21 protein-coding genes are annotated in these 23,168 nt (G+C 57.1%); 11 read left to right on the top strand and 10 right to left on the bottom strand.

From position 1 onward, the window contains the following. Window positions 1-98: 98 nt before the first annotated feature. Together ACR0IY_RS04405 and ispG are read left to right on the top strand one after the other, a co-directional pair. A complete protein-coding gene (locus ACR0IY_RS04405) occupies window positions 99-1,310 on the top strand; it encodes a helix-turn-helix domain-containing protein (RefSeq protein WP_480670631.1) in 1,212 nt (403 codons plus the stop codon). A gap of 71 nt (window positions 1,311-1,381) precedes the next feature. Continuing rightward, window positions 1,382-2,503 carry a flavodoxin-dependent (E)-4-hydroxy-3-methylbut-2-enyl-diphosphate synthase gene (gene ispG / locus ACR0IY_RS04400; RefSeq protein WP_480670629.1) on the top strand — a complete coding sequence of 374 codons (1,122 nt, stop codon included), beginning with the start codon at window positions 1,382-1,384 and terminating at the stop codon, window positions 2,501-2,503. Window positions 2,504-2,590: 87 nt separating this feature from the next. Here ispG and ACR0IY_RS04395 read toward each other — a convergent pair whose 3' ends face one another. The 5 genes from ACR0IY_RS04395 to ACR0IY_RS04375 form a co-directional block, all read right to left on the bottom strand. After that, window positions 2,591-2,965 carry a hypothetical protein gene (locus ACR0IY_RS04395; protein WP_480670628.1) on the bottom strand — a complete coding sequence of 125 codons (375 nt, stop codon included), beginning with the start codon at window positions 2,963-2,965 and terminating at the stop codon, window positions 2,591-2,593. Continuing rightward, on the bottom strand, window positions 2,952-3,614 hold the full coding sequence (gene nthB, locus ACR0IY_RS04390) for a nitrile hydratase subunit beta (RefSeq protein WP_480670626.1): 663 nt from the start codon (window positions 3,612-3,614) through the stop codon (window positions 2,952-2,954). The genes ACR0IY_RS04395 and nthB overlap by 14 nt, the downstream gene beginning before the upstream one ends. Further along, window positions 3,607-4,263 carry a nitrile hydratase subunit alpha gene (gene nthA, locus ACR0IY_RS04385; protein ID WP_480670624.1) on the bottom strand — a complete coding sequence of 219 codons (657 nt, stop codon included), beginning with the start codon at window positions 4,261-4,263 and terminating at the stop codon, window positions 3,607-3,609. Before nthA ends, nthB begins: the two co-directional genes overlap by 8 nt. Before the next feature lie 162 nt (window positions 4,264-4,425). Next, window positions 4,426-5,184, bottom strand: a complete 759-nt coding sequence (locus ACR0IY_RS04380; RefSeq protein ID WP_480670622.1) for a DsbA family protein — start codon at window positions 5,182-5,184, stop codon at window positions 4,426-4,428. Beyond that, on the bottom strand, window positions 5,184-6,563 hold the full coding sequence (locus ACR0IY_RS04375) for a M48 family metalloprotease (protein WP_480670620.1): 1,380 nt from the start codon (window positions 6,561-6,563) through the stop codon (window positions 5,184-5,186). Before ACR0IY_RS04375 ends, ACR0IY_RS04380 begins: the two co-directional genes overlap by 1 nt. Here ACR0IY_RS04375 and ACR0IY_RS04370 point away from each other — a divergent pair. The 7 genes from ACR0IY_RS04370 to ACR0IY_RS04340 all read left to right on the top strand — a co-directional run bounded on the left by ACR0IY_RS04370 (window position 6,562) and on the right by ACR0IY_RS04340 (window position 15,840). Then, window positions 6,562-7,725, top strand: coding sequence for a pyridoxal phosphate-dependent aminotransferase (locus ACR0IY_RS04370; RefSeq protein ID WP_480670618.1), 1,164 nt, complete (start codon window positions 6,562-6,564; stop codon window positions 7,723-7,725). The two genes, ACR0IY_RS04375 and ACR0IY_RS04370, sit on opposite strands and share 2 nt — an antisense overlap. Before the next feature lie 66 nt (window positions 7,726-7,791). Continuing rightward, a complete protein-coding gene (locus tag ACR0IY_RS04365) occupies window positions 7,792-9,012 on the top strand; it encodes an N-acetylmuramoyl-L-alanine amidase (RefSeq protein ID WP_480670616.1) in 1,221 nt (406 codons plus the stop codon). Window positions 9,013-9,107: 95 nt separating this feature from the next. Further along, a complete protein-coding gene (locus tag ACR0IY_RS04360; RefSeq protein ID WP_480670614.1) occupies window positions 9,108-11,594 on the top strand; it encodes a penicillin-binding protein 1A in 2,487 nt (828 codons plus the stop codon). A gap of 90 nt (window positions 11,595-11,684) precedes the next feature. Then, window positions 11,685-12,812: a peptide chain release factor 2 gene (prfB, locus tag ACR0IY_RS04355; RefSeq protein WP_480670612.1), complete on the top strand. Its 1,128-nt coding sequence runs from the start codon at window positions 11,685-11,687 to the stop codon at window positions 12,810-12,812. 24 nt (window positions 12,813-12,836) lie between these two features. After that, window positions 12,837-13,520, top strand: a complete 684-nt coding sequence (locus ACR0IY_RS04350) for a M50 family metallopeptidase (protein ID WP_480670611.1) — start codon at window positions 12,837-12,839, stop codon at window positions 13,518-13,520. Window positions 13,521-13,616: 96 nt separating this feature from the next. Further along, the gene (locus ACR0IY_RS04345; protein ID WP_480670610.1) at window positions 13,617-15,011 is read left to right on the top strand and encodes an amidase; all 1,395 of its coding nucleotides are present in this window, start codon (window positions 13,617-13,619) and stop codon (window positions 15,009-15,011) included. 31 nt (window positions 15,012-15,042) lie between these two features. Further along, complete coding sequence (locus tag ACR0IY_RS04340; RefSeq protein ID WP_480670609.1) at window positions 15,043-15,840, top strand: DUF2189 domain-containing protein; 798 nt, start codon at window positions 15,043-15,045, stop codon at window positions 15,838-15,840. On the opposite strand, the gene ACR0IY_RS04335 is transcribed toward ACR0IY_RS04340, so the two are convergent. The 3 genes from ACR0IY_RS04335 to ACR0IY_RS04325 form a co-directional block, all read right to left on the bottom strand. Beyond that, entirely contained in the window at window positions 15,837-16,589 is a 753-nt protein-coding gene (locus ACR0IY_RS04335; protein WP_480670608.1) for a helix-turn-helix domain-containing protein, read from the bottom strand. The genes ACR0IY_RS04340 and ACR0IY_RS04335 overlap by 4 nt on opposite strands. A 294-nt stretch (window positions 16,590-16,883) precedes the next feature. Continuing rightward, window positions 16,884-17,444, bottom strand: a complete 561-nt coding sequence (gene ilvN, locus ACR0IY_RS04330; protein WP_170325247.1) for an acetolactate synthase small subunit — start codon at window positions 17,442-17,444, stop codon at window positions 16,884-16,886. Window positions 17,445-17,508: 64 nt separating this feature from the next. After that, on the bottom strand, window positions 17,509-19,260 hold the full coding sequence (locus ACR0IY_RS04325; RefSeq protein WP_480670607.1) for an acetolactate synthase 3 large subunit: 1,752 nt from the start codon (window positions 19,258-19,260) through the stop codon (window positions 17,509-17,511). 425 nt (window positions 19,261-19,685) lie between these two features. Here ACR0IY_RS04325 and ACR0IY_RS04320 point away from each other — a divergent pair, with 425 nt between their 5' ends. Further along, window positions 19,686-20,531, top strand: coding sequence for a HalD/BesD family halogenase (locus ACR0IY_RS04320; protein ID WP_480670606.1), 846 nt, complete (start codon window positions 19,686-19,688; stop codon window positions 20,529-20,531). Window positions 20,532-20,576: 45 nt separating this feature from the next. Continuing rightward, window positions 20,577-20,960 carry a bleomycin resistance protein gene (locus tag ACR0IY_RS04315; protein WP_480670605.1) on the top strand — a complete coding sequence of 128 codons (384 nt, stop codon included), beginning with the start codon at window positions 20,577-20,579 and terminating at the stop codon, window positions 20,958-20,960. 75 nt (window positions 20,961-21,035) lie between these two features. Here the strand turns inward: ACR0IY_RS04315 and ACR0IY_RS04310 are convergent, their stop codons facing one another. Together ACR0IY_RS04310 and ACR0IY_RS04305 are read right to left on the bottom strand one after the other, a co-directional pair. After that, entirely contained in the window at window positions 21,036-21,683 is a 648-nt protein-coding gene (locus ACR0IY_RS04310; RefSeq protein ID WP_480670604.1) for a response regulator transcription factor, read from the bottom strand. Continuing rightward, window positions 21,680-23,113, bottom strand: a complete 1,434-nt coding sequence (locus ACR0IY_RS04305) for a cache domain-containing protein (protein ID WP_480670603.1) — start codon at window positions 23,111-23,113, stop codon at window positions 21,680-21,682. The genes ACR0IY_RS04310 and ACR0IY_RS04305 overlap by 4 nt, the downstream gene beginning before the upstream one ends. Between the last annotated feature and the right edge of the window lie 55 nt (window positions 23,114-23,168).

Raw genomic sequence — 23,168 nt, 5'->3', positions numbered from 1 at the left:
TGCGTGTTAAGCTTAGGCTAACAAAAGTGGCGGACGAATCATAATTGGGCGATTCGCCGTTAGCGTGAAACACGCACAGGCAGAATGGGGCAGCAGGGATGATTGGGCGCAGATCTCAGCGCAAATCCGAAGGTGACACCGACGTCAGACCCAAGGGGTATGACGATTATGAGGTTCGGCTTGGCGACATGATGCGCGGTGAGCGCGCGACAATGGGCAAGTCTCTTCTGGATGTTCAGCGGGAACTGCGGATCAAAGCTAACTATATCGCTGCCATCGAAGACGCCGATCCTGACGCCTTCGACACACCCGGCTTTATTGCCGGGTATGTGCGTTCTTACGCCAGATATCTTGGCATGAACCCGGATGAAACTTTTGCGGCTTTCTGCAAGGAAAGCGGGTTCGAAGTTGCCCATGGTATGTCGGCTGAGGCTTCGGTCGTGCGCAAGCCGTCGGGTGCCTTGCCTGCGCGTGGACCGATCGGACACGACCCATTTATGTCGCCCAACACACCCTATGTTCCTGGGCGGGATTCCTTTGTCAGCCAGATTGAGCCTCGGGCGATTGGATCGTCGTTGGTGCTGGTCGCGGTCATCTGCGGAATTGGTTATGGCGGCTGGTCGGTGCTGAACAAGATCCAACAAGTGCAGGTCAGCCCGGTCGAACAGGCCCCGGTGGTTCTGTCCGATCTTGACCCGCTGGACGCTGCTCGCAGCACTCCTGACACTGACGTTGCTGCTGTCGACGCACCCAGCGCTGAGGCGCTGGATCGTTTGTACCGCCCGCAGGCTCTGGATGTTCCGGTTCTGGTAGCCCGCGACGCGCCGATTTCAACGCTGGATCCGCGTACGGTTGGCGCCTTCCAGCCGCAGGAACTGCCGCAGGTGGAAATTGCCGAAGTTCACACGGTTGAACGCCCGGCCTTGCCGCAGGTGGTCGAACAGATCGATACAACGCTCAAGATCGTTGCGGTTAATCCTGCCTGGATGCGCGTCACCTCAGCTGATGGCAGCGTGATATTCGAAGGCACCCTTGGTACTGTCGAGCAAGGCAGTGTGTTCGAGGTGCCGCTGACCGAAGAACCGCCACTGCTGCGCGCAGGTGCTGCGGGTTCGGTGTTTTTCTCGATGAATGGCGAACATTACGGTCCGGTGGGCGCACCAGGAACTGTCGCCAAGGGTGTTGTGCTGTCCAAGGATGCGGTGGCGGAAGACTACATTGTCGCTGATCTGGAAGCGGAACAGAATAGCGCTCTCAAACAGTTGGTGGCCGAACTTCAGGCACAGGTGGCTGAAGAACCCGCCGAGTGATCTAGCCATTGCGGTACCCTGTTATGCGGACTATCTAAAGACCCAACTCAGGTTGTCTTGGACCCGTCCTCATGTCGCTCAATCATGTACGCCCCTGGCGCAATATCTATCGCCGAAAATCCCGTCAGATCATGGTTGGTGACGTTGCCATCGGGGGCGATGCCCCGATTGCAGTTCAGACGATGACGAATACGCTGACGACCGATGTGGCGGCCACAGTTGCGCAGGTTCAAGCCGCAGCCGAAGCTGGAGCGGACATCGTTCGGGTGTCGGTGCCGGATGAAGCATCCGCAAAGGCTTTGAAAGAGATTGTGCGCGAAAGCCCTGTGCCCATCGTGGCAGATATCCATTTTCACTATCGCCGAGGCATCGAAGCCGCCGAGGCTGGCGCCGCATGCTTGCGGATCAACCCGGGCAATATCGGCGATGAAAAGCGGGTGAAAGAGGTCATCAAGGCCGCGCGCGACCACAATTGCTCGATCCGTATTGGCGTAAACGCGGGCAGTCTTGAAAAGCATCTACTTGAAAAATATGGCGAGCCATGCCCCGACGCTATGGTCGAAAGCGGGTTGGAACACATCCGTATCCTTGAGGATAACGATTTCCACAATTTCAAGATCAGCGTAAAGGCCAGTGACGTCTTCCTGTCGGCCGCCGCCTATCAGGGCATTGCCGAGGCTACTGACGCGCCTATCCACCTGGGTATCACCGAGGCCGGAGGGCTGGTTTCGGGCACGATCAAATCCGCCATAGGTCTTGGTAACCTGTTGTGGATGGGCATCGGCGACACGATCCGCGTCAGCCTGTCCGCCGACCCGGTTGAAGAGGTCAAGGTTGGGTATGAGATACTCAAATCTCTGGGCCTGCGCCATCGCGGTGTGAACATCATCTCATGCCCGTCCTGTGCACGGCAAGGGTTTGACGTCATAAAGACTGTCGAGGCACTGGAGCATAGGCTGGAGCACATCAAGACCCCGATGAGCCTGTCTATCATCGGTTGCGTCGTGAACGGCCCGGGTGAAGCGCTGATGACTGATGTTGGCTTTACTGGTGGCGGGGCAGGGTCCGGCATGGTTTATCTGGCGGGCAAGGCCAGCCACAAGATGTCGAACGATCAAATGATTGACCACATCGTCGAGGAGGTCGAAAAAAAAGCGGCCGAACTGGATGCCGCAGCAGAGGCGGCTGAGTAAGCGCCACGGGCTGCTCCTTCAGGCAATGAATGGCGTGGGGGTCGGTAGAGCCACTTCTTCCGCGCCCGTGACCAACATGTCAGCAGTTCAATCGGGTGCTTTGCTACCTTGTTGTTGTAGTTGGACGGGCTGGCCATGTGGAGTATTCAAATAGGCCTGCTTCCAAGCTTGCCGTCTGTTTGACAGTTCTTCGCCCGAACAATTGCACTGCGTTGTGACCAGCATTTCCAAAGTCTCAAGCGCGACGGCGTAGTACGTTCCCAAGTCGTCCGGTTGTCCTTCCGCATGGGCCTTTCGTAGCCCTTTGCCAAAACTCTCGGACCAACTGGCCGGATCAATCGAACTGTTGACGATCAGAGTATCCACAATTGCCAGAACCTGTGCTTGCCATTCGTGCTCAAAGGCAGGCACACCATCCAAATCCTTTAGCGGCTGCGGTCGGTGAAGTTCATCTTGGGTCAAGGTAGCTTTCCCACAGATCGACAAAGATCACATCGTCACTGCCTCTTGCTTCGGGCCAAAGGTCGGATGCTGCAAATGCAACCGTGTAAAGGTGTTCAGCCTCGTCAATTCCCTTTGCTACCGCATCCGGAAATAGATGCGCCCCATGGTGCGCGTGGATGGTTCCGGGGCGACCCCTAACATAAGCAGGCAGCCGGGTGTGGCCCGGAGATGCATTCTGTTGCGTGGTAATTTCGTCACCCACTGCAAACCGAGGCGCGACGTTAACCGGGCGGTCAAATCTGGTGGCATTTGCCCGATTTTCCGCAAGCGCGTCCGCGACGCTGAGGCGCGGGGCCTCACCAATTGCCGGAGTGGCGGATACCCCGGTCGCCAATTCCTTGACCGTGCAGACATTTGAATCAACCAACGTGACCATGTCGGTCTCAAGCCAGCTGTCCAGATAGGGACGGGTCAGATAATCAAGGGGAACAGTTGTTTCCCGTACGTGCCGCCACCAATCGATAGTTATATCCGGCGCGCCCCCACCATAACTTTTGGACAAAGCCCACGCGCGCGCTTCCCAGTCAGAGTGAAAGGGTTCGACGGGCTCATCCACATCAATGGGGCCAAACCCGTGTTTGCCGCCAAGATCGTGAACGCTATCCATTCACGTGCCCTGCCTGGTTGATGCGCAGGTTTCTGTCCGTGCCAATCATCGCGTTGCGAGTGACGAGTTTGGCCAATTCCTGTTCGCTCATCCCTTCGGAGCCCATAGGACGCTGTGGCAGCACTAGGTATCGCAGCTCAGCTGTGCTGTCCCAGACATGTATTTTGACATCCGGCCCCAAAGACACCCCGAATTCAGTCAGAACCCCACGTGGGTCACGAACAGCTCGGGACCGATAGGCCGCGGTTTTGTACCAGTTGGGCGCAATCCCCAGAAGAGAAAACGGATAGCATGAACATAAAGTGCAAACGACAAGGTTATGAATATCATCCGTATTCTCTACGGCTTTCAGGTGCCCGGTTGCCTCGCCTTCAAACCCGAATTCTTCAATCGCTGTCGCCGCGTCGGCCAGCAGCCGTTCCTTGAATCCAGGGTCAAGCCACGCCCGTGCGACGACCTGCGCACCGCGTTTGGGGCCGATTTCCTCTGAATACACTTCAACCCAGGAATTGATCGTTTCAGAGGTGATCAGCCCCTTTTCTACCATCAAGCTTTCCAAGGCCTTTACCCTTAAGGCGGGATCAGACGGTAAGTGACTGTGCAGCTCGCGATGGATTTTTGCGGCTTTCTTGCTGTCAAAACTTGCCATTGTAGATCCCTGCACAGCGTTTCTGACGAGGTGTTAAAGATTCCCTGTAGTTGAAACCGATAGTCAAGGCTCTGTGGTGCAAAATCCAGCACGATATGCATCGTGGGCAGGCGCCTTTTGCGCAATCCGCCCCACGATCATTGTCCTGGCGGTGCATTAAGCCTAGCCCTGTTCCGCCCTCACGCCATTGGCGATTTGCAACATCTGGTCGGCTGGCAAATAGCCGCGCAGCAACTCAGTACCAAGAACAAACGACGGAGTGCCCGAGATCTTCATCCGTTGCGCAAGTGCGCGTGTTCTGTTGATGTCATCGGTCACCTGATCGCTGTCCATCGCTGCGATGATCGCATCGCTGTCCAGACCCAAACCGTCCGAGATACGGCGCAGGGTTACTTCGGTCGGCTCGCCGCTGAATTCAAGCAACGCGTCGTGCACCTGCTTATACGCGTCGTCACCGGCAACGTGTTTGGTGGCAACGGCAAAGCGTGACGACAACACGGATGCCTCGCCCAGAATCGGAAGCTCTTTGATCACCAGGCGGATATTGCCATCCTCGGCCAGCAGGCTGGCGACCTCGGGAACCGCGCGGCGGCAGTAGCCGCAGCGATAGTCCATGAATTCAACCAAAGTGATGTCACCGTCCGGATTTCCCCCAACCCAACTGTAACCGTCGTTGAACAGCTCATCGGCATTGTCCGCGACCAGCTCCTTGTCCGCCAGCGCCTCGGCTGCGGCGTTGCGCTGTTCAAGGATATTGATCGCCTCAATGATCACTTCGGGGTTTTCCAGCAGATATTCACGGACCTGCGCACCAAATTCTTCTTTCTCAGCGTCGCTGAGCGCGTTCAGGTCCAGCGCTTGCGCTGAGCTGGCAATCATGGAAAGCCCCAGAAGGGCGGGAGCTGCGTGTCTGAGGATCATTATCGTTTCCTTTTTGCTTTCTTGGCGCGTTCCGAGGCAATCAGCACATCCTGCGCCCTTTGCCAACCCGGTGACCCTTCGGGCAAACGCCGAAGAGCCCGTTTTGCATGAATACCCGCATCGGCCAGATTGCCCCGCAGCGCGTAACGCTCGGCGGTTACGACCGATGCCATTCCGTTGTTTCCGACCTTGGCATATGCGACCCCAAGATCCTGCATAAGGCGGACGTTGCGATAATCTCTGGCCCGCGCTTGTTCCAGTGCTTGCAGGGCGGGCTTTATCTGACCCTGTGCCAGTAAGGCGCGACCATAGCCCGCCTGGATCAACGCGTTGTTCGGGGCCATATCCACCGCCTGCTCGTAAGCTACAACGGCTTCCTGTATTCTTCTGTTTTCAAGTAGAATTTGCCCTTTTAGTTCATAGTAGAACGGGTCGTCAGGGCGAAAGGATAGGGCGCCGTCGATCGCTGCGCGGGCATTGGCTAGGTCTCTGTTCTGGTGATATGCAGCAGCCTCGCGCATCAGCCGGATGTCCTGCGCGTTTTCTTCCTTGGCCCTGCGCATAGTCCAGGTTGGAGATCGCAGAAAAGCCGACAATTTGCCTTTGACCCGCGCGAACCAGTAATCTGCATCCGGGGCTGGTTGCGCCTTGTCGCCGAATTCGTCCAGAAATGCCTCAGCCGCGCGCAAACGTTCGCGGCTGGTAGGGTGCGACCGCATATAAGGGTCTTGATTAACGGTGTTCAGCAACTCCTGACCTGCGAATTTTCGATGCAACGCGACCATCCCGTTGGGGGAAATTCCGGCCCACCTGAGATAGCTGGCAGCGCTGCGGTCAGCCGAAGATTCTTCGGCGCGTGTATGTCCCAGAAAACTGCGCAGCGCCACGCTTTGGGTGCCTGCCGCTATGCCGGCAGCAGCTTCTCCACCACCGGCGAGCGCCGCGATAAGGGCCAGCGCGGTGCCAAAGCCAGCATTTCGGTTCGCTGATCGTAGGTTTTCAGACCGGCGGGCCAAATGACCATTGGCGATATGGGCGGCCTCGTGGGCAATGACGGCCTGAAGCATATCTGGGGAATCGACGGACAAAATCAGCCCATAGTTCAGGTAGATCGCGTTGTGGTCGATAACAAAGGCGTTGAAGGTGCCGTCATTAACCACCAATATTTGGACCCGGTTGGTATTTAGCCCGGCTGCGCGCAAGATCGGAAAAGCAAGTTCGCGCAATCCATATTCGATATCAGGGTCGCGGATTAGGCTTTGCGCGGCGGATGATACAGCACTCGCGAACCATGTCACTGCCACCAGTAACAGGGCCGGGATTGACGACACCCTGAATAAGCGTTCAAAAGCCATGGCTGCAACATGGGAGATGGGCATGAGAAACTCAACCCGATCCGGGGTCGATCCCTTTATCGTGATGGACGTGATGGAGGCTGCGCGCAAAGCCGAGGAGGCAGGGCGCCACATCATCCATATGGAGGTCGGTCAACCTGGAACCGGCGCGCCCAAGGGTGCTGTTCATGCGCTGGCTGCGACGATGGAGCAAGCGCCGCTGGGGTACACGGTGGCCTTGGGGTTGCCAGCTTTGCGGCAGAGGATCGCCCGGCTTTATGGTGAATGGTATGATGTCGACCTGAACCCGGATCGGGTAGTGATTACGCCCGGTTCATCGGGCGGGTTCTTGCTGGCATTCACAGCGTTGTTCGACAGCGGGGATCGCGTGGGCATCGGCGCGCCGGGCTATCCGTCCTACCGTCAGATTCTCAAGGCGCTGGGTCTGGTGCCCGTCGATCTGCCGACCGCGCCGGAAAACCGCCTGCAGCCGGTGCCTGAAGATTTTGCCGGGCTGGACCTGCAAGGTCTGATGGTTGCATCTCCGGCCAATCCCACGGGCACCATGCTGAACCATGAATCTATGGGCGCGTTGATCGACGCAGCCCACGGGCAGGGGGCGTCGTTCATTAGTGACGAGATTTATCACGGGCTGGAATACGAGGCCAAAGCCGTCACCGCGCTGGAGCTGACGGATGAGTGTTATGTGATCAATTCGTTCTCTAAGTACTTCTCGATGACGGGGTGGCGCGTTGGCTGGATGGTGGTGCCGGAAGATCAGGTGCGTGTGATCGAGCGGATTGCCCAGAACATGTTCATCTGCGCTCCGCATGCCAGTCAGGTTGCAGCGCTGGCCGCGATGGACTGTGAGGAAGAGTTGCAGGCCAATCTGGACATCTATCGCCGCAACCGAACATTGATGCTTGAGGGACTTCCCAAGGCAGGCTTCACCAGTATCGCACCGCCAGACGGGGCATTCTATGTCTATGCGGATGTGTCCGCGCTTACTGAGGATAGCCGGGCCTTTGCCGCCGAAATTCTGGACAAAGCCGGGGTGGCCGTTACGCCAGGGCTGGATTTTGATCCTCAGCGGGGGCACAGAACGCTGCGGTTTTCTTATGCGCGCTCAACGGCGGATATCGAGGAAGGGCTGCTTCGGCTGCGCCGTTTCATGGCGGAACGCGGTGCTATTGCGGCACCGGCGTAGCCCGTTCACAAAACTGCGCTGGTCAGGTAGGCTGGCGGTCAAACGATCTCGGGAAAACTTGAGGCCATGAGCAGGATCTTCTACGCTTTCGCCCTGATCTGGGCGCTGACCGGCGCTGCAATCGCACACGATTTCAGCGCACTCGCACGCGTATTGCCGGATAAAAGCCGCATCACCGATAACGGTCGCGCTGGGGTGCGTGTTGAACTGGGCCTCAGTCAGGGGGTGCCGTACCGGGTTTTCACTCTGCGCGATCCATACCGCATGGTTCTGGATTTTCAGGAGGTCGATTGGACCGGGCTCGATGGCGATACCTTCTTGCAAAGCAACCGGATCAGCAGTGTGCAATTTGGGTCTTATGTGCCGGGGTGGTCCCGTATGGTGCTGGAGCTTGGAGCGCCGCTGGCTGTGGATACGTCTGAACTAAAGGTAGATCAGGTCAAGGGTGAGGCCGGGCTGGTTCTAAATCTGCGCGGCACCGATTTCGACAGCTTTACCGCCAGCGCGGGTGCGCCGCGCCAGCCGGGGTGGGACTTGCCCGAGCCCGCAATAACCCCGGCCAGGCCCAACCGGGATGGAACGCGGCCTCTGCTAGTGATGCTGGACCCCGGGCATGGCGGGATTGATCCAGGGGCCGAGGTTGAGGGTGCAGACGAGAAAACCCTGATGCTGACTTTCGCCCGAGAGCTGCGCGAAACCTTATTGCGGGCAGGCGGTTACCAGGTGGTGCTGACAAGAGTGGACGATCATTTCGTCAGTCTCGAACGGCGTATCGCTTTGGCGCATCGGGCCGGTGCGGATGTCTTTATTTCGCTGCACGCGGATTCGCTGTCCGAAGGTCGCGCACATGGCGCAGCGGTTTACACATTGTCCGACGATGCCTCGGACGTAGCCAGCCACAAACTGGCCGAACGGCATGATCGGGGTGATCTGATCGCGGGCGTTGATCTCAGCGGTGCTGATGATCAGGTGGCCGATGTGCTGCTGGATATCGCCCGACAAGAAACAAAACCCCGCACCGATGCCCTAGCGCGGGCATTGGCGGATGGAATGACGCAGCAGGGCGGGCCGATGAATAGCAGACCGATCCGCACAGCATCGTTTTCTGTATTAAAGGCGGCGGACATCCCGTCGGTGTTGGTAGAACTTGGATTCCTTTCTAGCCCCAGAGATCTAAAAAACATACAGAATCCCGAATGGCGCGCGGGAATGGCGCGCGGAATTCTGAGCGGTCTTGAACAATGGCGTCAGGAAGATGCGATCAAACGGTCAATGATTGGTCAGTGACCCTGCGGCGCAAACCGGCTATTATTGGCTATCGTGTTTTGACCCTGCGCCGAGGCATCACTATATAGGCGGCACAGCGAGTAAAAGGCAGCAACGTGATCCGTTTCATTCTTTCCGTTTTCGGGGCGATCTTTAGCCTCGTGACCCTGGGTATTTTTATGGCTGCACTGGTGATCGGTGCGGTCTTCTGGATGTATGGGCGGGACCTGCCCAGCCATGAATCGCTGGCGCAATACAAGCCGCCGACGATCAGCCGGATTTACTCGGGCAAAGGGCAGTTGATTGATGAATTCGCGCAGGAACGCCGCCTGTTTACTCCGTCCGAGGAAATTCCCGATCTGGTAAAGCAGGCGTTCATTTCGGCGGAAGACAAAAATTTCTACACCCATCAGGGTTATGACCCACGCGGCATCATCGCGGCGGGCGTTGAGGCAGTGAAATCCAAGGGTGAAAACGTTCGCGGTGCATCAACGATCACGCAGCAGGTTATGAAGAACTTCCTGTTGTCGGGCGACCGTCGGGCTGAACGTAAGATCAAGGAGATCATCCTCGCCACACGGCTTGAGGACACGCTGGACAAAGAACAGATCCTCGAACTTTACATGAACGAGATCTTCCTTGGCCAGAATTCCTATGGTGTGACCGCCGCCGCGCAGACCTATTTCAACAAGACCCTGCAGGAACTGGCGCCGCATGAGGCGGCAATGTTGGCCGCGATGCCCAAAGCCCCGTCGAAATATCACCCTGTTCAGCAAAAAGACCGGCTGCTGGCCCGCCGTAACTATGTACTGCGCGAAATGCAGCAGAATGGCTATATCGATCAGGCGACCTATGAGTCCGAAGTCGAAATGCCTCTGCGCTCGGTTCAGAATGGTGATTTCGAAAGCTTCCGTACGGCGCTGCCCCCGCGCGATTATTTCACCGACGAAATCCGCCGTCAGCTGAGCGAGGATTTCGGCGAGGGGGAATTCTTTACCGGCGGCTTTACCGTCCGTGCGTCGGTGGATGAAGAGATGCAGGTCGAAGCTGCCAAGGCCCTGCGCACGGCCTTGCAAAAATATGACCGTTCGCGCGGCAAGTGGCGCGGCACGGGTGAGGTAATCCCCGAAGAAAAACTGTCCGATGAATCCCAGTGGCGTGAGGCGCTGGCCATTATGGAAATCCCACGCGACGTGGTGCTGCCGACGCAATGGTATCCGGCCGTTGTGCTGAACGTGGCGGATCAATCCTTGACCGTGGGTATTGAGGATGGGCCAAGCGATGGCATCATCCCACGCTCGGATATCCAATGGATGCAGGGGGATTTCGCAGCCAACTTCAAACGCGGTGACGTCATTCTGGTGATGGCCGGGGAAGGGGGGCAATGGTCCGCCCGTCAAGTCCCCGAAGTGCAGGGTGGCTTTGTTGCTATGGATGTGAACTCGGGCCGGGTTCTGGCAATGCAGGGCGGGTTCTCGTATCAGGATTCGGTGTTCAACCGCGCCACGCAGGCGCAGCGCCAGCCAGGGTCGAGCTTTAAGCCCTTTGTCTATGCTGCAGCTTTGGACAGTGGTTATAGCCCCGCCACCATTGTTGTGGATGCGCCGATCGAGGTGAACACGCCACAAGGCTTGTGGCGCCCTAAAAACTCGACGAACAAATTCTATGGCCCGACGCCGCTGCGTACCGGGATCGAACAGTCGCGGAACCTGATGACCATTCGACTGGCGCAAGAAGTCACTATGCCCGTCGTGGCGGGCTATGCCGAGCGGTTCGGTGTTTATGACCGGATGGGCGCATTCCTTGCCAACTCTCTGGGGTCCGAGGAAACGACGCTGTATAAAATGGTTGCGGCCTACGCGATGTTCGCCAATGGCGGTGAGCGGGTCGAGCCCACTCTGGTTGACCGCATTCAGGACCGGTTCGGCAAAACGATCTATCGCCACGACGACCGCCAGTGTCTGGATTGTAACTCCACCTGGCTGGAACGGGACGAGTCGCCCACCATCGAAACCAACCGCTCTCAGGTGATGGATGCGATTACAGCCTATCAGCTGACCTCGATGATGAAGGGCGTTGTGGATCGCGGTACCGCATCACGCGTTGTCAACTTGCCGGTACCGACGGCTGGTAAAACCGGGACAACCAACGAATCCAAGGATGCGTGGTTCATCGGCTTTACCTCGAATATCGTGGCCGGGTGCTATATCGGTTACGACCGTCCGCGCCCAATGGGGCGGGGGGCATATGGGGGCACATTGTGTGGTCCTGTCTTCCAGAGTTTTATGGAAAAAGCCGTCGAGAAATACGGCGGCGGCCCGTTTGAAGTGCCTCCGGGCGGTCATTTCATCAAGATCGACCGTTTCAGCGGCGCGCGCCTGCCTGCTGATGCGACCGGTGACTTTGTCGTCGCTGAATATTTCCGCGATGGCGTCGATGGGTTCATCGACCGCGTCTACGATGGTGGCTTTGCCATGGGCTCGGATCTGCCTCTGTTCGAAGAAGCAAGCTCGGGCCGTCAGGTCACCACCTCAACCGGGAACACCATCACGGTTGGCCCCAACGCCAGCCAGGGTGATCTACAGGGCGGCGGCCTTTACTGACAACTGATATGTTTCGGGGGTCCGCTGTCTTGTGGTGCCCCGAACCTCTTGCTATCACGCAAGCCTGATTGAGAAAGTTGGGACTTAACCATGCGCGCCGAAACCCAGAACACCGTGGCGGAAATCGAAAAGTCGCTGGAGCTGCTGGCGCAGCGTATGGACTATGAAACCGCGCCCCATCGCCTTGAAGAATTTAATGCGCGCGTCGAGGATCCCAACCTGTGGGATAACCCCGAGAGCGCGCAGAAACTGATGCGCGAGCGTCAGATGCTGGTTGATGCCATCGAAACCTATGAATCCATCAAAACTGATCTGAGCGACAATATCGAACTGATCGAACTGGGTGAGATGGAAGAGGACGACGAGGTTGTCACCGACGCTGAAAACGCCATTAAAAGCCTGAAAGCCAAAGCCGCCAAGAAAGAGCTTGAGGCGCTGCTGGATGGTGAGGCCGATGGCAATGACACGTTCCTCGAAATCAATTCAGGCGCGGGCGGCACCGAAAGCTGCGACTGGGCCTCGATGCTGGCACGAATGTATGTCCGCTGGGCCGAGAAAAAAGGCTATACGGTCGAACTGCAGTCAGAGACTGCAGGCGAAGAGGCGGGGATCAAATCTGCCGCCTACAAGATTTCCGGCCACAACGCCTATGGCTGGCTGAAATCGGAAAGCGGTGTGCATCGGCTGGTGCGGATTTCGCCCTATGACTCGGCGGCGAAACGGCACACTTCGTTCAGCTCGGTCTGGGTTTATCCGGTGGTCGATGACAATATCGAGATCGAAGTGAACCCTTCTGATATCCGTATCGATACCTACCGGTCATCGGGGGCGGGTGGTCAGCACGTGAACACCACAGACTCGGCAGTTCGGATTACGCATATCCCGACAGGGATCGTTGTGACCTCGTCCGTGAAATCGCAGCACCAAAACCGTGATATCGCGATGAAGGCCCTGAAATCGCGCCTGTACCAGCAAGAACTGGACCGCCGTAACGCTGATATCAATGCGGCGCACGAGGCCAAGGGCGATGCGGGCTGGGGCAACCAGATCCGGTCTTATGTTTTGCAGCCGTACCAAATGGTCAAGGACCTGCGGACCAACCATGAGACCTCGGACACCAAGGGTGTTCTTGATGGCGATTTGGACGGGTTCATGGCGGCGACTCTGGCGCTGAACGTGGCAGGCAAAAGCCGGTCCGAAGCGCAAGGTGAAGGCTGACAGAAAACCTGCGCGATGCCTAGGATGTCCCTGATCAAAGGCCATTGGCAACTGATCGCAATCGTCGCGTTAGTTTTCGCACTCTGGAGTACGCCAGTGGTGCTGCCGTTGAAGATTTTGGTCGTGTTCCTGCATGAGCTTTCACATGCGTTGGCCATAGTTCTGACGGGCGGATCGGTCGAGAACTTCACCATCTCACCCGAGCAGGGCGGTTTGGTCACCGGTCGCGGTGGTAACCGGTTTCTGAGCCTGTCTGCGGGTTATCTGGGATCCCTGGTGCTTGGAATTGGGCTTTTGATCATTGCGCTGCACACACATTGGGACAGGGCGGTGCTTGGCGGTTTCGGCGGTCTCATGCTTTTGGTGACGCTGCTTTACATCCGCGAACCCTTTGCAATGGCTTTCAGTGCCGGAGTGGGCGCTACGATGCTTGCGATGGCATGGTTTCTCAGTCGGCCATTGTGCGATCTGTTTCTGCGGGTCATCGGGCTGACCAGCATGATCTATGTTCCCTATGATATATTTGACGACACGATCCGGCGTTCGGGCATGCGCTCGGACGCTTATATGCTGGCCGAAGAATTCGGCGGCACTGCGATGCTTTGGGGCGGTGCTTGGCTTGCGCTGAGCATCTTGTCGATCTTTTTCTGTCTAAAGTACTTTCTTGGTCACGACAGCAATTTGCGGTTTGGGTTGAATGCTCGATGATCCAACGTGGTCATTGCGAAAAGATGTATTCAAACAGTGGGTTTAAATGACGATGCCCCCCGGCTAGGCTAATCCTGTAATCGGGATGGGGCCGGGATGAATCTGAGCCAGACAACTGCAATCGAGTTGGTGAATGCGCTCTCTGTCGGGCGGCTGTCGGCGGTTGAGTTGATGCGCGCAACGCTGGACCGGATCGCAGAAACCAATGAACATCTGAATGCAATCGTTGCTTTGCGCGATGCGGATGACTTGCTGGCCGAAGCGCGCGCATTGGATCAAGGTCCGAACAGAGGTCCGTTGCACGGATTGCCGATTGCGGTAAAGGATCTGGTGAATGTAGCAGGGGTTGTATCATCGCAGGGATCTCCGATTTATCGGGATCACATACCGAAAGAGGATGACCTGATCGCGGCCCGGATGCGCGCGGCAGGTGCGATTCTGATCGGCAAGACGAATGTGCCTGAATTTGGGCTGGGCTCTCATACGTTCAACCCGGTTTATGGTGCGACGCTCAATCCCTACGTTTCGACGCGGACATGCGGTGGCTCGTCCGGGGGCGCAGCGGTCGCGCTGGCGGCTGGAATGGTGGCGTTGGCGGATGGGTCAGACGCGATGGGCAGCCTGCGCAACCCGGCGGCCTGGTGCAATGTTTACGGATTTCGTCCCAGTTGGGGGCGAGTACCACCTGAGCCTAGTGGCGATGGGTACCTGCATCAGCTGTCCACGCTTGGCCCGATGGCACGCAGCCCCGAGGATTTGGGTTTGTTGCTTGATGTGATCTCGGGGCCTGACCCCCGGCAGCCGCATCAGATGTCTTGCCTGAATGTTTCTCCCGTACGGGCTGCGGACATGGCGGGTCTTCGGATCGGGTGGCTCGAAGATTGGGACGGTGCTTTTCCCTTCGAGGACGGTATTCGCGAACTCTGCCGGGCTGCGTTGCCCGTTTTCAGTCAACTTGGTGCCGAGGTTGAGCTGGTAGCACCACCATTCAAGGCCGAGCAGCTTTGGGAGAGTTGGACCACCTTGCGATCATGGAGTATCGCGGCAAGTCTTGCGCCTTTGGCCCAGAATAGAGCGGCCCTGAAAGACACGGTGCAATGGGAATTGGACCGAGGTCTGGCCTTGACGGCGATGCAGGTGCATAGGGCCAGCGAAATCCGGACCGAATGGTTTCGGCGCGCGTCCGAGTTGTTTCACGACTTTGATTTGCTGGTCCTGCCGTCCGCACAGGTATGGCCATTTGACATTGAAGCGCCTTTTCCAACGGAAATCGCAGGAAAAGGGATGGATACCTATCATCGTTGGATGGAGGTTATGGTGCCGGTTAGTCTGATTGGTCTGCCTTGCCTGTCTGTCCCGGTCGGGTTTGGAGGTGAAGGGCTTCCGATGGGGATGCAGCTTTTTGGTCCGCGAGGGTCGGACGATCGGATACTGGCGATCGGCGCAGCTTATCATGCCGCCACTGGGTGGCCACAAATAAGACCGGCCTGAGTTCAGGGCCGGACAGGGAGGAGAAAAGGTAATGGAAAAGCCATTTGGCGTTCCGGCTATGGCGCCGGTGGACGTAGGGATGCTGCGTGAGGCCCTCCGGCAGGCATGGGCCGACTTTCGTCGTGCTCCGGTCTTTGGTCTGTTATTCGCTGGCTTTTATGTGGTGGCCGGGTGGGCGATGGCGTGGGTCACTGTGCAAACGGGCACGTCCTTCTGGCTGGTGCTGGCAGCGATTGGCTTCCCGCTTCTTGGCCCATTCGCAGCGGTCGGGATGTATGAGGTATCGCATCGGCTGGAACAGAATGAACCATTGGATTTTAAAGCCATTTTTGGAGTAGTCGTACAACAGGGCCGGCGGCAACTGCCATCGATCTGCGCGATTATCGTCGTGATGTTTCTGTTCTGGTTTTTTCTGGGCCACATGATTTTTGCCCTGTTTATGGGGCTTTCGACCATGACTAATGTGTCGACATCCTTAGAAGTGTATCTGACAGTAAACGGGCTGACGATGCTGGCCGTTGGAACCGCTGTGGGGGCGGTGTTCGCAACTGTTTTATACATGATTACAGTGCTTTCGATCCCGATGCTCTTGGATCGGGAGTTGGACTTTGTGACAGCCATGATTGCCAGCTTTAGTTATGTCCGAGACAATCTGATGGTGATGCTGGGATGGGGAGTATTCATTGCGATCCTGACCTTTATGGCCATGATCCCGTGGTTTCTGGGCCTGTTGATCGTGCTGCCTTTGCTTGGGCACGCAAGCTGGCATTTGTACCGGTTGATCACACAGGCCTCAGATCACAACAATGCGTTGGAAAAAGATCCCTAGGCCGGGGCTTTTTGTACAGGCTGTTCCGACCTACGCGCGGTGCGCGCCGCGGCAAGAACGGCCCCCGGATCTTCGCCAAGATGACGCAGCAGAATCCGGCGGGTTGTCGTTGCACTGGCCGTTGTTTTCGAAAGGCAAATTGCAACGCCACGCCAACGGTCCGAATTCTCCTCGGCTCCGCGGGTCACCAGATATATCCGGCTGTTTTGCGATGCCCGGCTGGACATCAGTATGTAAATCTGCCGCCCGGCGCAGGCAGCGATTCCCTGAACTTCTCGGTCGATTGGTGCAGCTCCGGGCATTCCGGGACGAGGTTCATATCCCCGGACCAGAGTGCATTGGGGCAATCGGCGCGCGTGAAACAACCGGTGCCTTGAAGGCTTGGTCTCGTTCACTTCCGTTTCGGTGGCATAATAAAACCCGGCCGGAAACAGGTTTTCCGTCAAGGTTGACGGGCCGGAACCCAGAAAATCTGTCAGGGCCGACGCTGCTGGATGTGTAGGCAAGCGGTCAATTTCGTTGAGCGGCCTCAGAAGGATACGGGCGTCGACTTCGAAGAAACGACAAATCCGATCCAGAACATCCGGTCGGGGAAAGCTCTCACCGCCAAGGTATCTGTTGAATTGCGTCCGGTTAATCCCAAGCTGTCGGCAAAGCTCTGATATCGATGAGTATTGCTGTGACAGGTGCCTGAGATTGGCACCGAACATCCTGCGCAATTCGTCCGGGTTGCGGAGGTCTTTGGTCATTGGTGTCCCAGGTTCTCGCGACTTGTGTTTTGAAAAACGCGATATTTGCGACCTATTGGCCGATACAACGCGGAAATCGTACAGATGACACGAACGGGCGCATCCCAACGCCACGTCTTGCCTTGAGGCTAACGTTCAAAGCAACAAACGCAATAGGCTTTATGTTATTTTGCGTGATCTTTTCGGCGGTATCACGCCGAAGACCGTCGAAATACCACGCGTGGCATTTCAACCTGGGTTGGCAAATCGGATGCCCCAACCCGCATCGCTAGGCGAATTGGGTGGGGATAATGTTTACTCGCCTCGCAGAAGGGCTGCCACACCGGTGCGGGCCACTTCGACCAAGCCCAAGGGGCGCATCAGATCAGCAAACGCATCGATCTTGTCCGGCGCGCCTGTGATTTCGAAGATGAAAGAGTTCAGGGTGCTGTCCACCACATTGGCGCGGAAGATATCCGCCAGACGTAGGGCCTCGACCCGTTTGTCACCGGCTCCGACTACTTTGATAATAGCCAGTTCGCGCTCGACCGAGTCACCTTCTACGGTCAGGTCATGCACGTCATGTACCGGCACGATCCGGCCCAGCTGCGCCTTGATTTGCTCAATCACCTGCGGCGTACCAGTCGTGACGATGGTGATGCGGCTGAGGTGGCCGGTATGGTCGACCTCGGCCACAGTCAGGCTTTCGATGTTGTAACCACGGCCCGAGAACAGGCCGATCACGCGGGCCAAAACACCCGGCTCGTTCTCGACCAGAACCGCAATCGTGTGGCGCTCCTGCACGTCCGAGAAAGTGGGGCGTAGGTTGTAGGCCGAATGGCGGGTGGAGCCTTTTTTGATATGTAGGGCAGACATTTATGTCCCTTTCGTCATCCATATATGTCAGGCGCTTAGAGCGCCCGACGAAATTCGATATTTGTCAGACCAGAACCGCGCCGCCGGCCTGAATGACACCCTGCGTTTCAGCTTCGCCCAGCAGCATCTCGTTATGCGCCTTGCCTGATGGGATCATGGGGAAGCAGTTTTCGTGTTTCTCAACCAGACAGTCAAAGATCACGGGGCCGTCGTAATTGATCATCTCCATGATCGCATCATCCAGGTCAGCAGGGTCACTGACCATGATGCCCTTGGCTCCGAACGCTTCGGCGAGCTTGACAAAATCGGGCAGGGCCTCGGACCAGGAATGCGAGTACCGCTCACCATGCAGCAGTTCCTGCCACTGGCGAACCATGCCCAGACGTTCGTTGTTCAGGATGAACTGTTTCACCGGCAGACGGTATTGCACCGCGGTGCCCATCTCTTGCATGTTCATCAGCCACGACGCCTCACCTGCGACGTTGATCACCAGCGCGTCCGGGTGCGCCATCTGTACACCGACAGACGCCGGGAAACCGTAGCCCATCGTGCCCAGTCCTCCGGAGGTCATCCAGCGGTTGGGGTCTTCGAAACCCAGGTACTGCGCGGCCCACATCTGGTGTTGACCAACCTCAGTGGTAATGTATCGGTCGTGGTTTTTGGTCAGCTCTTCAAGACGTTGCAACGCGTATTGCGGTTTGATGGTCTTCTCGCTGTTGGTGAAAGCAAGGCAGTTCACCTTGCGCCAATCGTCGATCTGGCTTTGCCATTGCTTGACTGACGCAGCATCTGTCTTACGACCGCGTGCTTTCCAGACCTTGAGGATATCCTCAAGCACATGTGCTACGTCGCCAACAATCGGGATGTCTACACGGATCACCTTGTTGATGGACGAGGGATCAATGTCGATATGTGCCTTTTTCGAGTTCGGCGAGAACGCGTCGATCCGCCCGGTGATCCGGTCATCGAATCGTGCGCCGACGTTGATCATCAGGTCACAGTCATGCATGGCCAGATTGGCCTCGTACAGGCCATGCATACCCAGCATGCCCAACCAGTTCTTGCCCGAAGCCGGATAGGCACCCAGCCCCATCAGGGTCGAGGTGATCGGGAAGCCGGTTGCATCCACCAGTTCTCGCAGCAGTTGGCTAGCCGCAGGGCCAGAATTGATGACACCACCACCTGTGTAGAAGACCGGTTTCTTGGCGGTTTCTATTGCCGCAACCAGTTCGGTGATTTCTTCCAGATCGCCTTTCATCACCGGCTGGTAATGCGAGGACGACGGATTCGGCGCACTGTATTCGCCTGAGGCAAACTGAACGTCCTTAGGAACGTCGATCAGAACCGGTCCGGGGCGGCCCGACATGGCAACGTGAAAGGCTTCGTGGATAGTATCGGCAAGCGAATCCGTGTCCTTTACCAGCCAGTTGTGCTTGGTGCAGGGGCGGGTGATGCCAACGGTGTCGGCCTCCTGAAAGGCGTCGGATCCGATCATGAAGGTCGGAACCTGGCCGGTCAGAACCACAATCGGGATTGAATCCAGCAACGCATCGGTCAGGCCGGTCACCGCATTGGTCGCGCCGGGCCCTGAAGTCACCAGTGCGACGCCGGGTTTGCCGGTCGATCGGGCATACCCTTCTGCCGCGTGGACCGCACCCTGTTCGTGACGCACCAGTACATGGCGAATATCATTTTGCAGAAAGATTTCATCATAGATCGGTAGCACGGCGCCGCCAGGGTATCCGAATACTGTGTCCACACCCTGATCCTTGAGGGCCTGAACCACCATCTTTGCGCCGGTCATCTCACGTGTCATCTGCTTTGCTCCGTTCGCGACATGTGTCTTGCGTTTTGCATAAAAAAAGCCCCCGAGATTTTTCGGAGGCGCATGGGTTCGATTATGGTTTACCGTTACCGGCCCATGCGCGTGGTTCCTACGATTACGACTAGCGTTCTCATCGCCAGAGGCTCCTTTTTGCTTGGAGGGGACATTATGGGCGGGCGAAAGGGGCGTCAACAGGCAATTGCACCAATTTTCTATCTCAGGGGGTGAATTTTGCGACATTTTATTGCGCAGACTGCCGCACTCCGGGAACTTCCGCGAAAATGGGTGCGTGGGTCGGGTGTAGGGGGCAATTTTCGACTTGTCTGAATGCGTCAAGGCGATGTCCGAAATTGACATGAGAGGCGTCTGTGACTGAGTCACGCTGATCCCAGCTGAACGGGTTTGGGAGGCGGAATGTGTTACAGGACTTGATAGATTTGGGTCGGTATCCCATCGATCGACCTGGGTCGCGGGCGTATGACCAGTTGATAGCCGATTTGCGGCGCGAACTGAATCAGGACGGTTGTGCAGTTCTGCCCGGATTTGTTCACGAAAGTGGTTTGGAACAGTTGGTGCGCGAGGCGGATGAGGTCGCGCCCAAGGCGCACCGGTCATTCAACAGGACAAACGCCTATTTCACCAAGGATGATCCTCGGTTCGGGATCGGTCATCCAATACGCCGCTTTTACGACCGGTCGAATGCTTTTGTGCCAGCAGATAACTTTGTCAAATCAGGTCCTCTGCGCAGGATATACGAGTATGAGAGCTTCATGCCGTTCATACGAAACGCACTGGACGAGCCGGAAGACCGATTCTTTCGCTACGATGATCCGTTGGCCGATGTGATCATCAACGTGGTTGAAGAGGGGCGGGGGTTTCCATGGCACTTTGATACCAACAACTACACCGTCACCCTAGCCATTCAAAATGGCGAGGCCGGGGGCACGTTTGAATATGTGCCCAACCTTCGCAGCCCGGAGGATGAGAACTTTCACACGGTGGCTTCGGTTCTGGATGGCAATAAGGCAAGAGTGCGCGAGTTGGAGTTGCAGCCCGGCGACTTGCAGATTTTCAAGGGCCGTTATTCCCTGCATCGTGTCGCCCCGGTGAAAGGCGTGCGGAAACGGTATGTCGGCATATTTTCTTTTGTAGAAGCCGAGGGCATGTGTGGAGGTGTTGAGCGCACACGGCAGCTATACGGACGCGTTCTGCCCCATCATCATGAGCGCGAGGGGCTAAGAAAGGACCAACTGTTGGATTGAGTCGTGTTAGTTTAAGGCAGGATCATTAGCAAACCGGAGGGTCTGGTGCCTGAAATATTGCAGCTAACTCCATTTGTTTTGTGCTCGTCATTGCAGAAGCAGATAAATTTTTATTGTGACCGTTTGGGGTTCACATGCGGGTTCCAGCAGGAAAATTATGCGTTTTTGTCCTTGGGCAAAGTGGCAATCCGGTTATTGGAATGCCCACCGCGCGACGACGGTCGACCGCTGGGGGAAAATCAGTCGTTTTACATAGATGTCGACAGCATCGACACGCTGTTTGAACGCCTACGCCCGAACCTTGCGGACCTGCCCGAAGGTCGTGTGCGCCCGCCATTCGACCAGCCTTATCTGCAACGGGAGTTTCATGTTTTGGATGAGGATGGGACGCTGGTGTTTTTTGGCGAGGACATCCGCCCAAGAGGGTAGGTGCTCCCGCCCGTTGTCACTGCACCTTTGGTGCATCTCCAATGGTTGGGCCGGGCAGCGCTCTGCGCTGTGGGTTTAGAAGCCTGGGCTGGTGCCCTGTAATACGCCATGTTCTAGCGCATAGCGGGTCAAACCAGCTGTGGACGAAATACCCAGCTTGCGTTTGATGTTCTTGCGGTGCGTCTCAACAGTTCGGACCGAGATTTCCAGGACAAGTGCGACCTCTTTGTTCGATTTGCCCTGCGCGAGTTCCAGCAGGATCGTCTGTTCCCGTCCGGTCAGCGCCTCGCGCGCGCTGTTCTCTTTTGGTTGCAGGGACCCGCTGGCACCGGTGCAGAGATACTGCTCACCACGCATCACCACGTCGATGGCCTGTTTGATCTCATCCGTCGGCACATCCTTGAGGACATAACCTTTGGCGCCGTGGCTGAGGGCGGTCGAGATATATTCCGGGCTGTCATGCATCGACAGGATCAGGATGCGGGTGTTGGGTAGTCGTTCGAGGATGATCTCAGTTGCACTGAGACCACCCAACCCCGGCATGTTGAGATCCATCAGAATGACATCCGGGGACAAGTCGGCAGCCCGATCAACAGCCTCTTGCCCGGTGCCGAGTGTTCCGACGACGTCAATATCGGGATAGCTCTCTAGGATCGACTGAATCCCTTCGGCCACCATCGGGTGGTCATCCACGATCAGGACCCGGATCGTCTGTATGCTCATGTGCCGGCCTTTCGGTTCGGTGGCGAGTCTTCCTGCGGAGGCAGCAGGTGGCTAAGCGGCAGCGTAACCTCGATCACGGTGCCGCCGCGCGGTCCGCGTGATGACAGAATACGCAGCGATCCGTCAAGCTGTTCGATACGTTCCTGCATGTTGCGCAAACCGATCCCTGTGCTGACATGACCTGGTTCACGGGCCAGGCCGAGGCCGTTATCCGTAATACGCATGGTCGCGCCTTTCTTGTGGCCGCGCAAGTCTACGGTCACATGTGTTGCGTTCGCGTGGCGCTCGATATTTGTCAGGGCCTCTTGTGCGATACGGTAAAGGGCGATCTTTGCATCTTGATCCAGACGATTGCGGAACACGACGGTCGAGAACTCGGTTTCGATCCCTGTGCGCTCCCGAAAATCGTCGGTCAGTGTCTTGACCGCGGGACCAAGGCCCAGATCATCCAGCGCGCCCGGTCGCAGATCGCGGCTGATGCGGCGGACCTCGGTGATTGCGGTGCCGAGATTGTCGATCCCCTTGTTCAGTGGCGTGCTTGCACCGGCGTCATCTCCACGGGCCAGTCGTCGTCGGGCGTTGTCGAGGGCATAACGGACACCGACGAGGATCTGGCTGATCCCGTCATGCAGTTCGCGTGCCACGCGTCCGCGCTCTTCCTCCTGCGCGTCGAACACGCGTTGGGTCAACTCTTTCAGCTTGGCGTCCGCCAATCGGCGCTCTCGCAGGTTCAGGAACATGCCCGAGGCAAAGACGATCAGAACTGCGGCCAAAGTAATGCCGCCGATATAAATGAAGGTTCGGCGTACCCGGGCCTCGACCTCGGCCTGAGCGGCAGCAATAGAGGCGACGACATCGTCAATGAATACGCCAGTTCCCACCGCCCATCGCCAGCTTGGGAAACTGGTGACATAGGTGATCATCTGGGCCTCTTCCCCGGTTGAAGGTTTGGGCCATAAATAGGTGTGATACCCCGCACCTTGGCGGGCGATACGGATCAGTTCGTCAACGATCGGAGTCCCTTCGCTGTCGGTCAGGCCACTCCAGTTTTTGTTGATGAACTCAGTCTGGCGGGGGCTGACCAGATTATTTCCGTCATAGTCATAAACGAAGAAAAAGCCGTCATCGCCGTAGATCATCGCCGAAAGGATTTGCGCAACCTGATCCTTGGACTCCTGATCGTCGGGTTGTGCCGAGCCGTAGACAAAATAGAATCCGTTGCGCGCCTGCGTGAGATAGTTGCGCAGTTCCGCTTTCTTGGCCTCGATCAATTGTGTTTCCAGCTGGGAAATTTCGCGCTCGGCCAATTTGCGAGACTGGTGCGCGACAAGAATCGCAATCGCAGCCACCGCCACGATCAGCGGAAGCGTCGCCAGCAAGGACAGCTTTTGCGCATAGTTCGGCCGAAAGGTGTCGCGTAATCTCCCCATATGTCTGCGATAGGCAAAAAATGCCCAAAAAGCAAAGCCGGACCGCACCGCGGAT

The sequence above is a fragment of the Ruegeria sp. BC1 genome (assembly GCF_056539305.1).
Note: the sequence above shows the minus strand (reverse complement) of the source record. Positions and strands in the feature narration are given on the sequence as shown.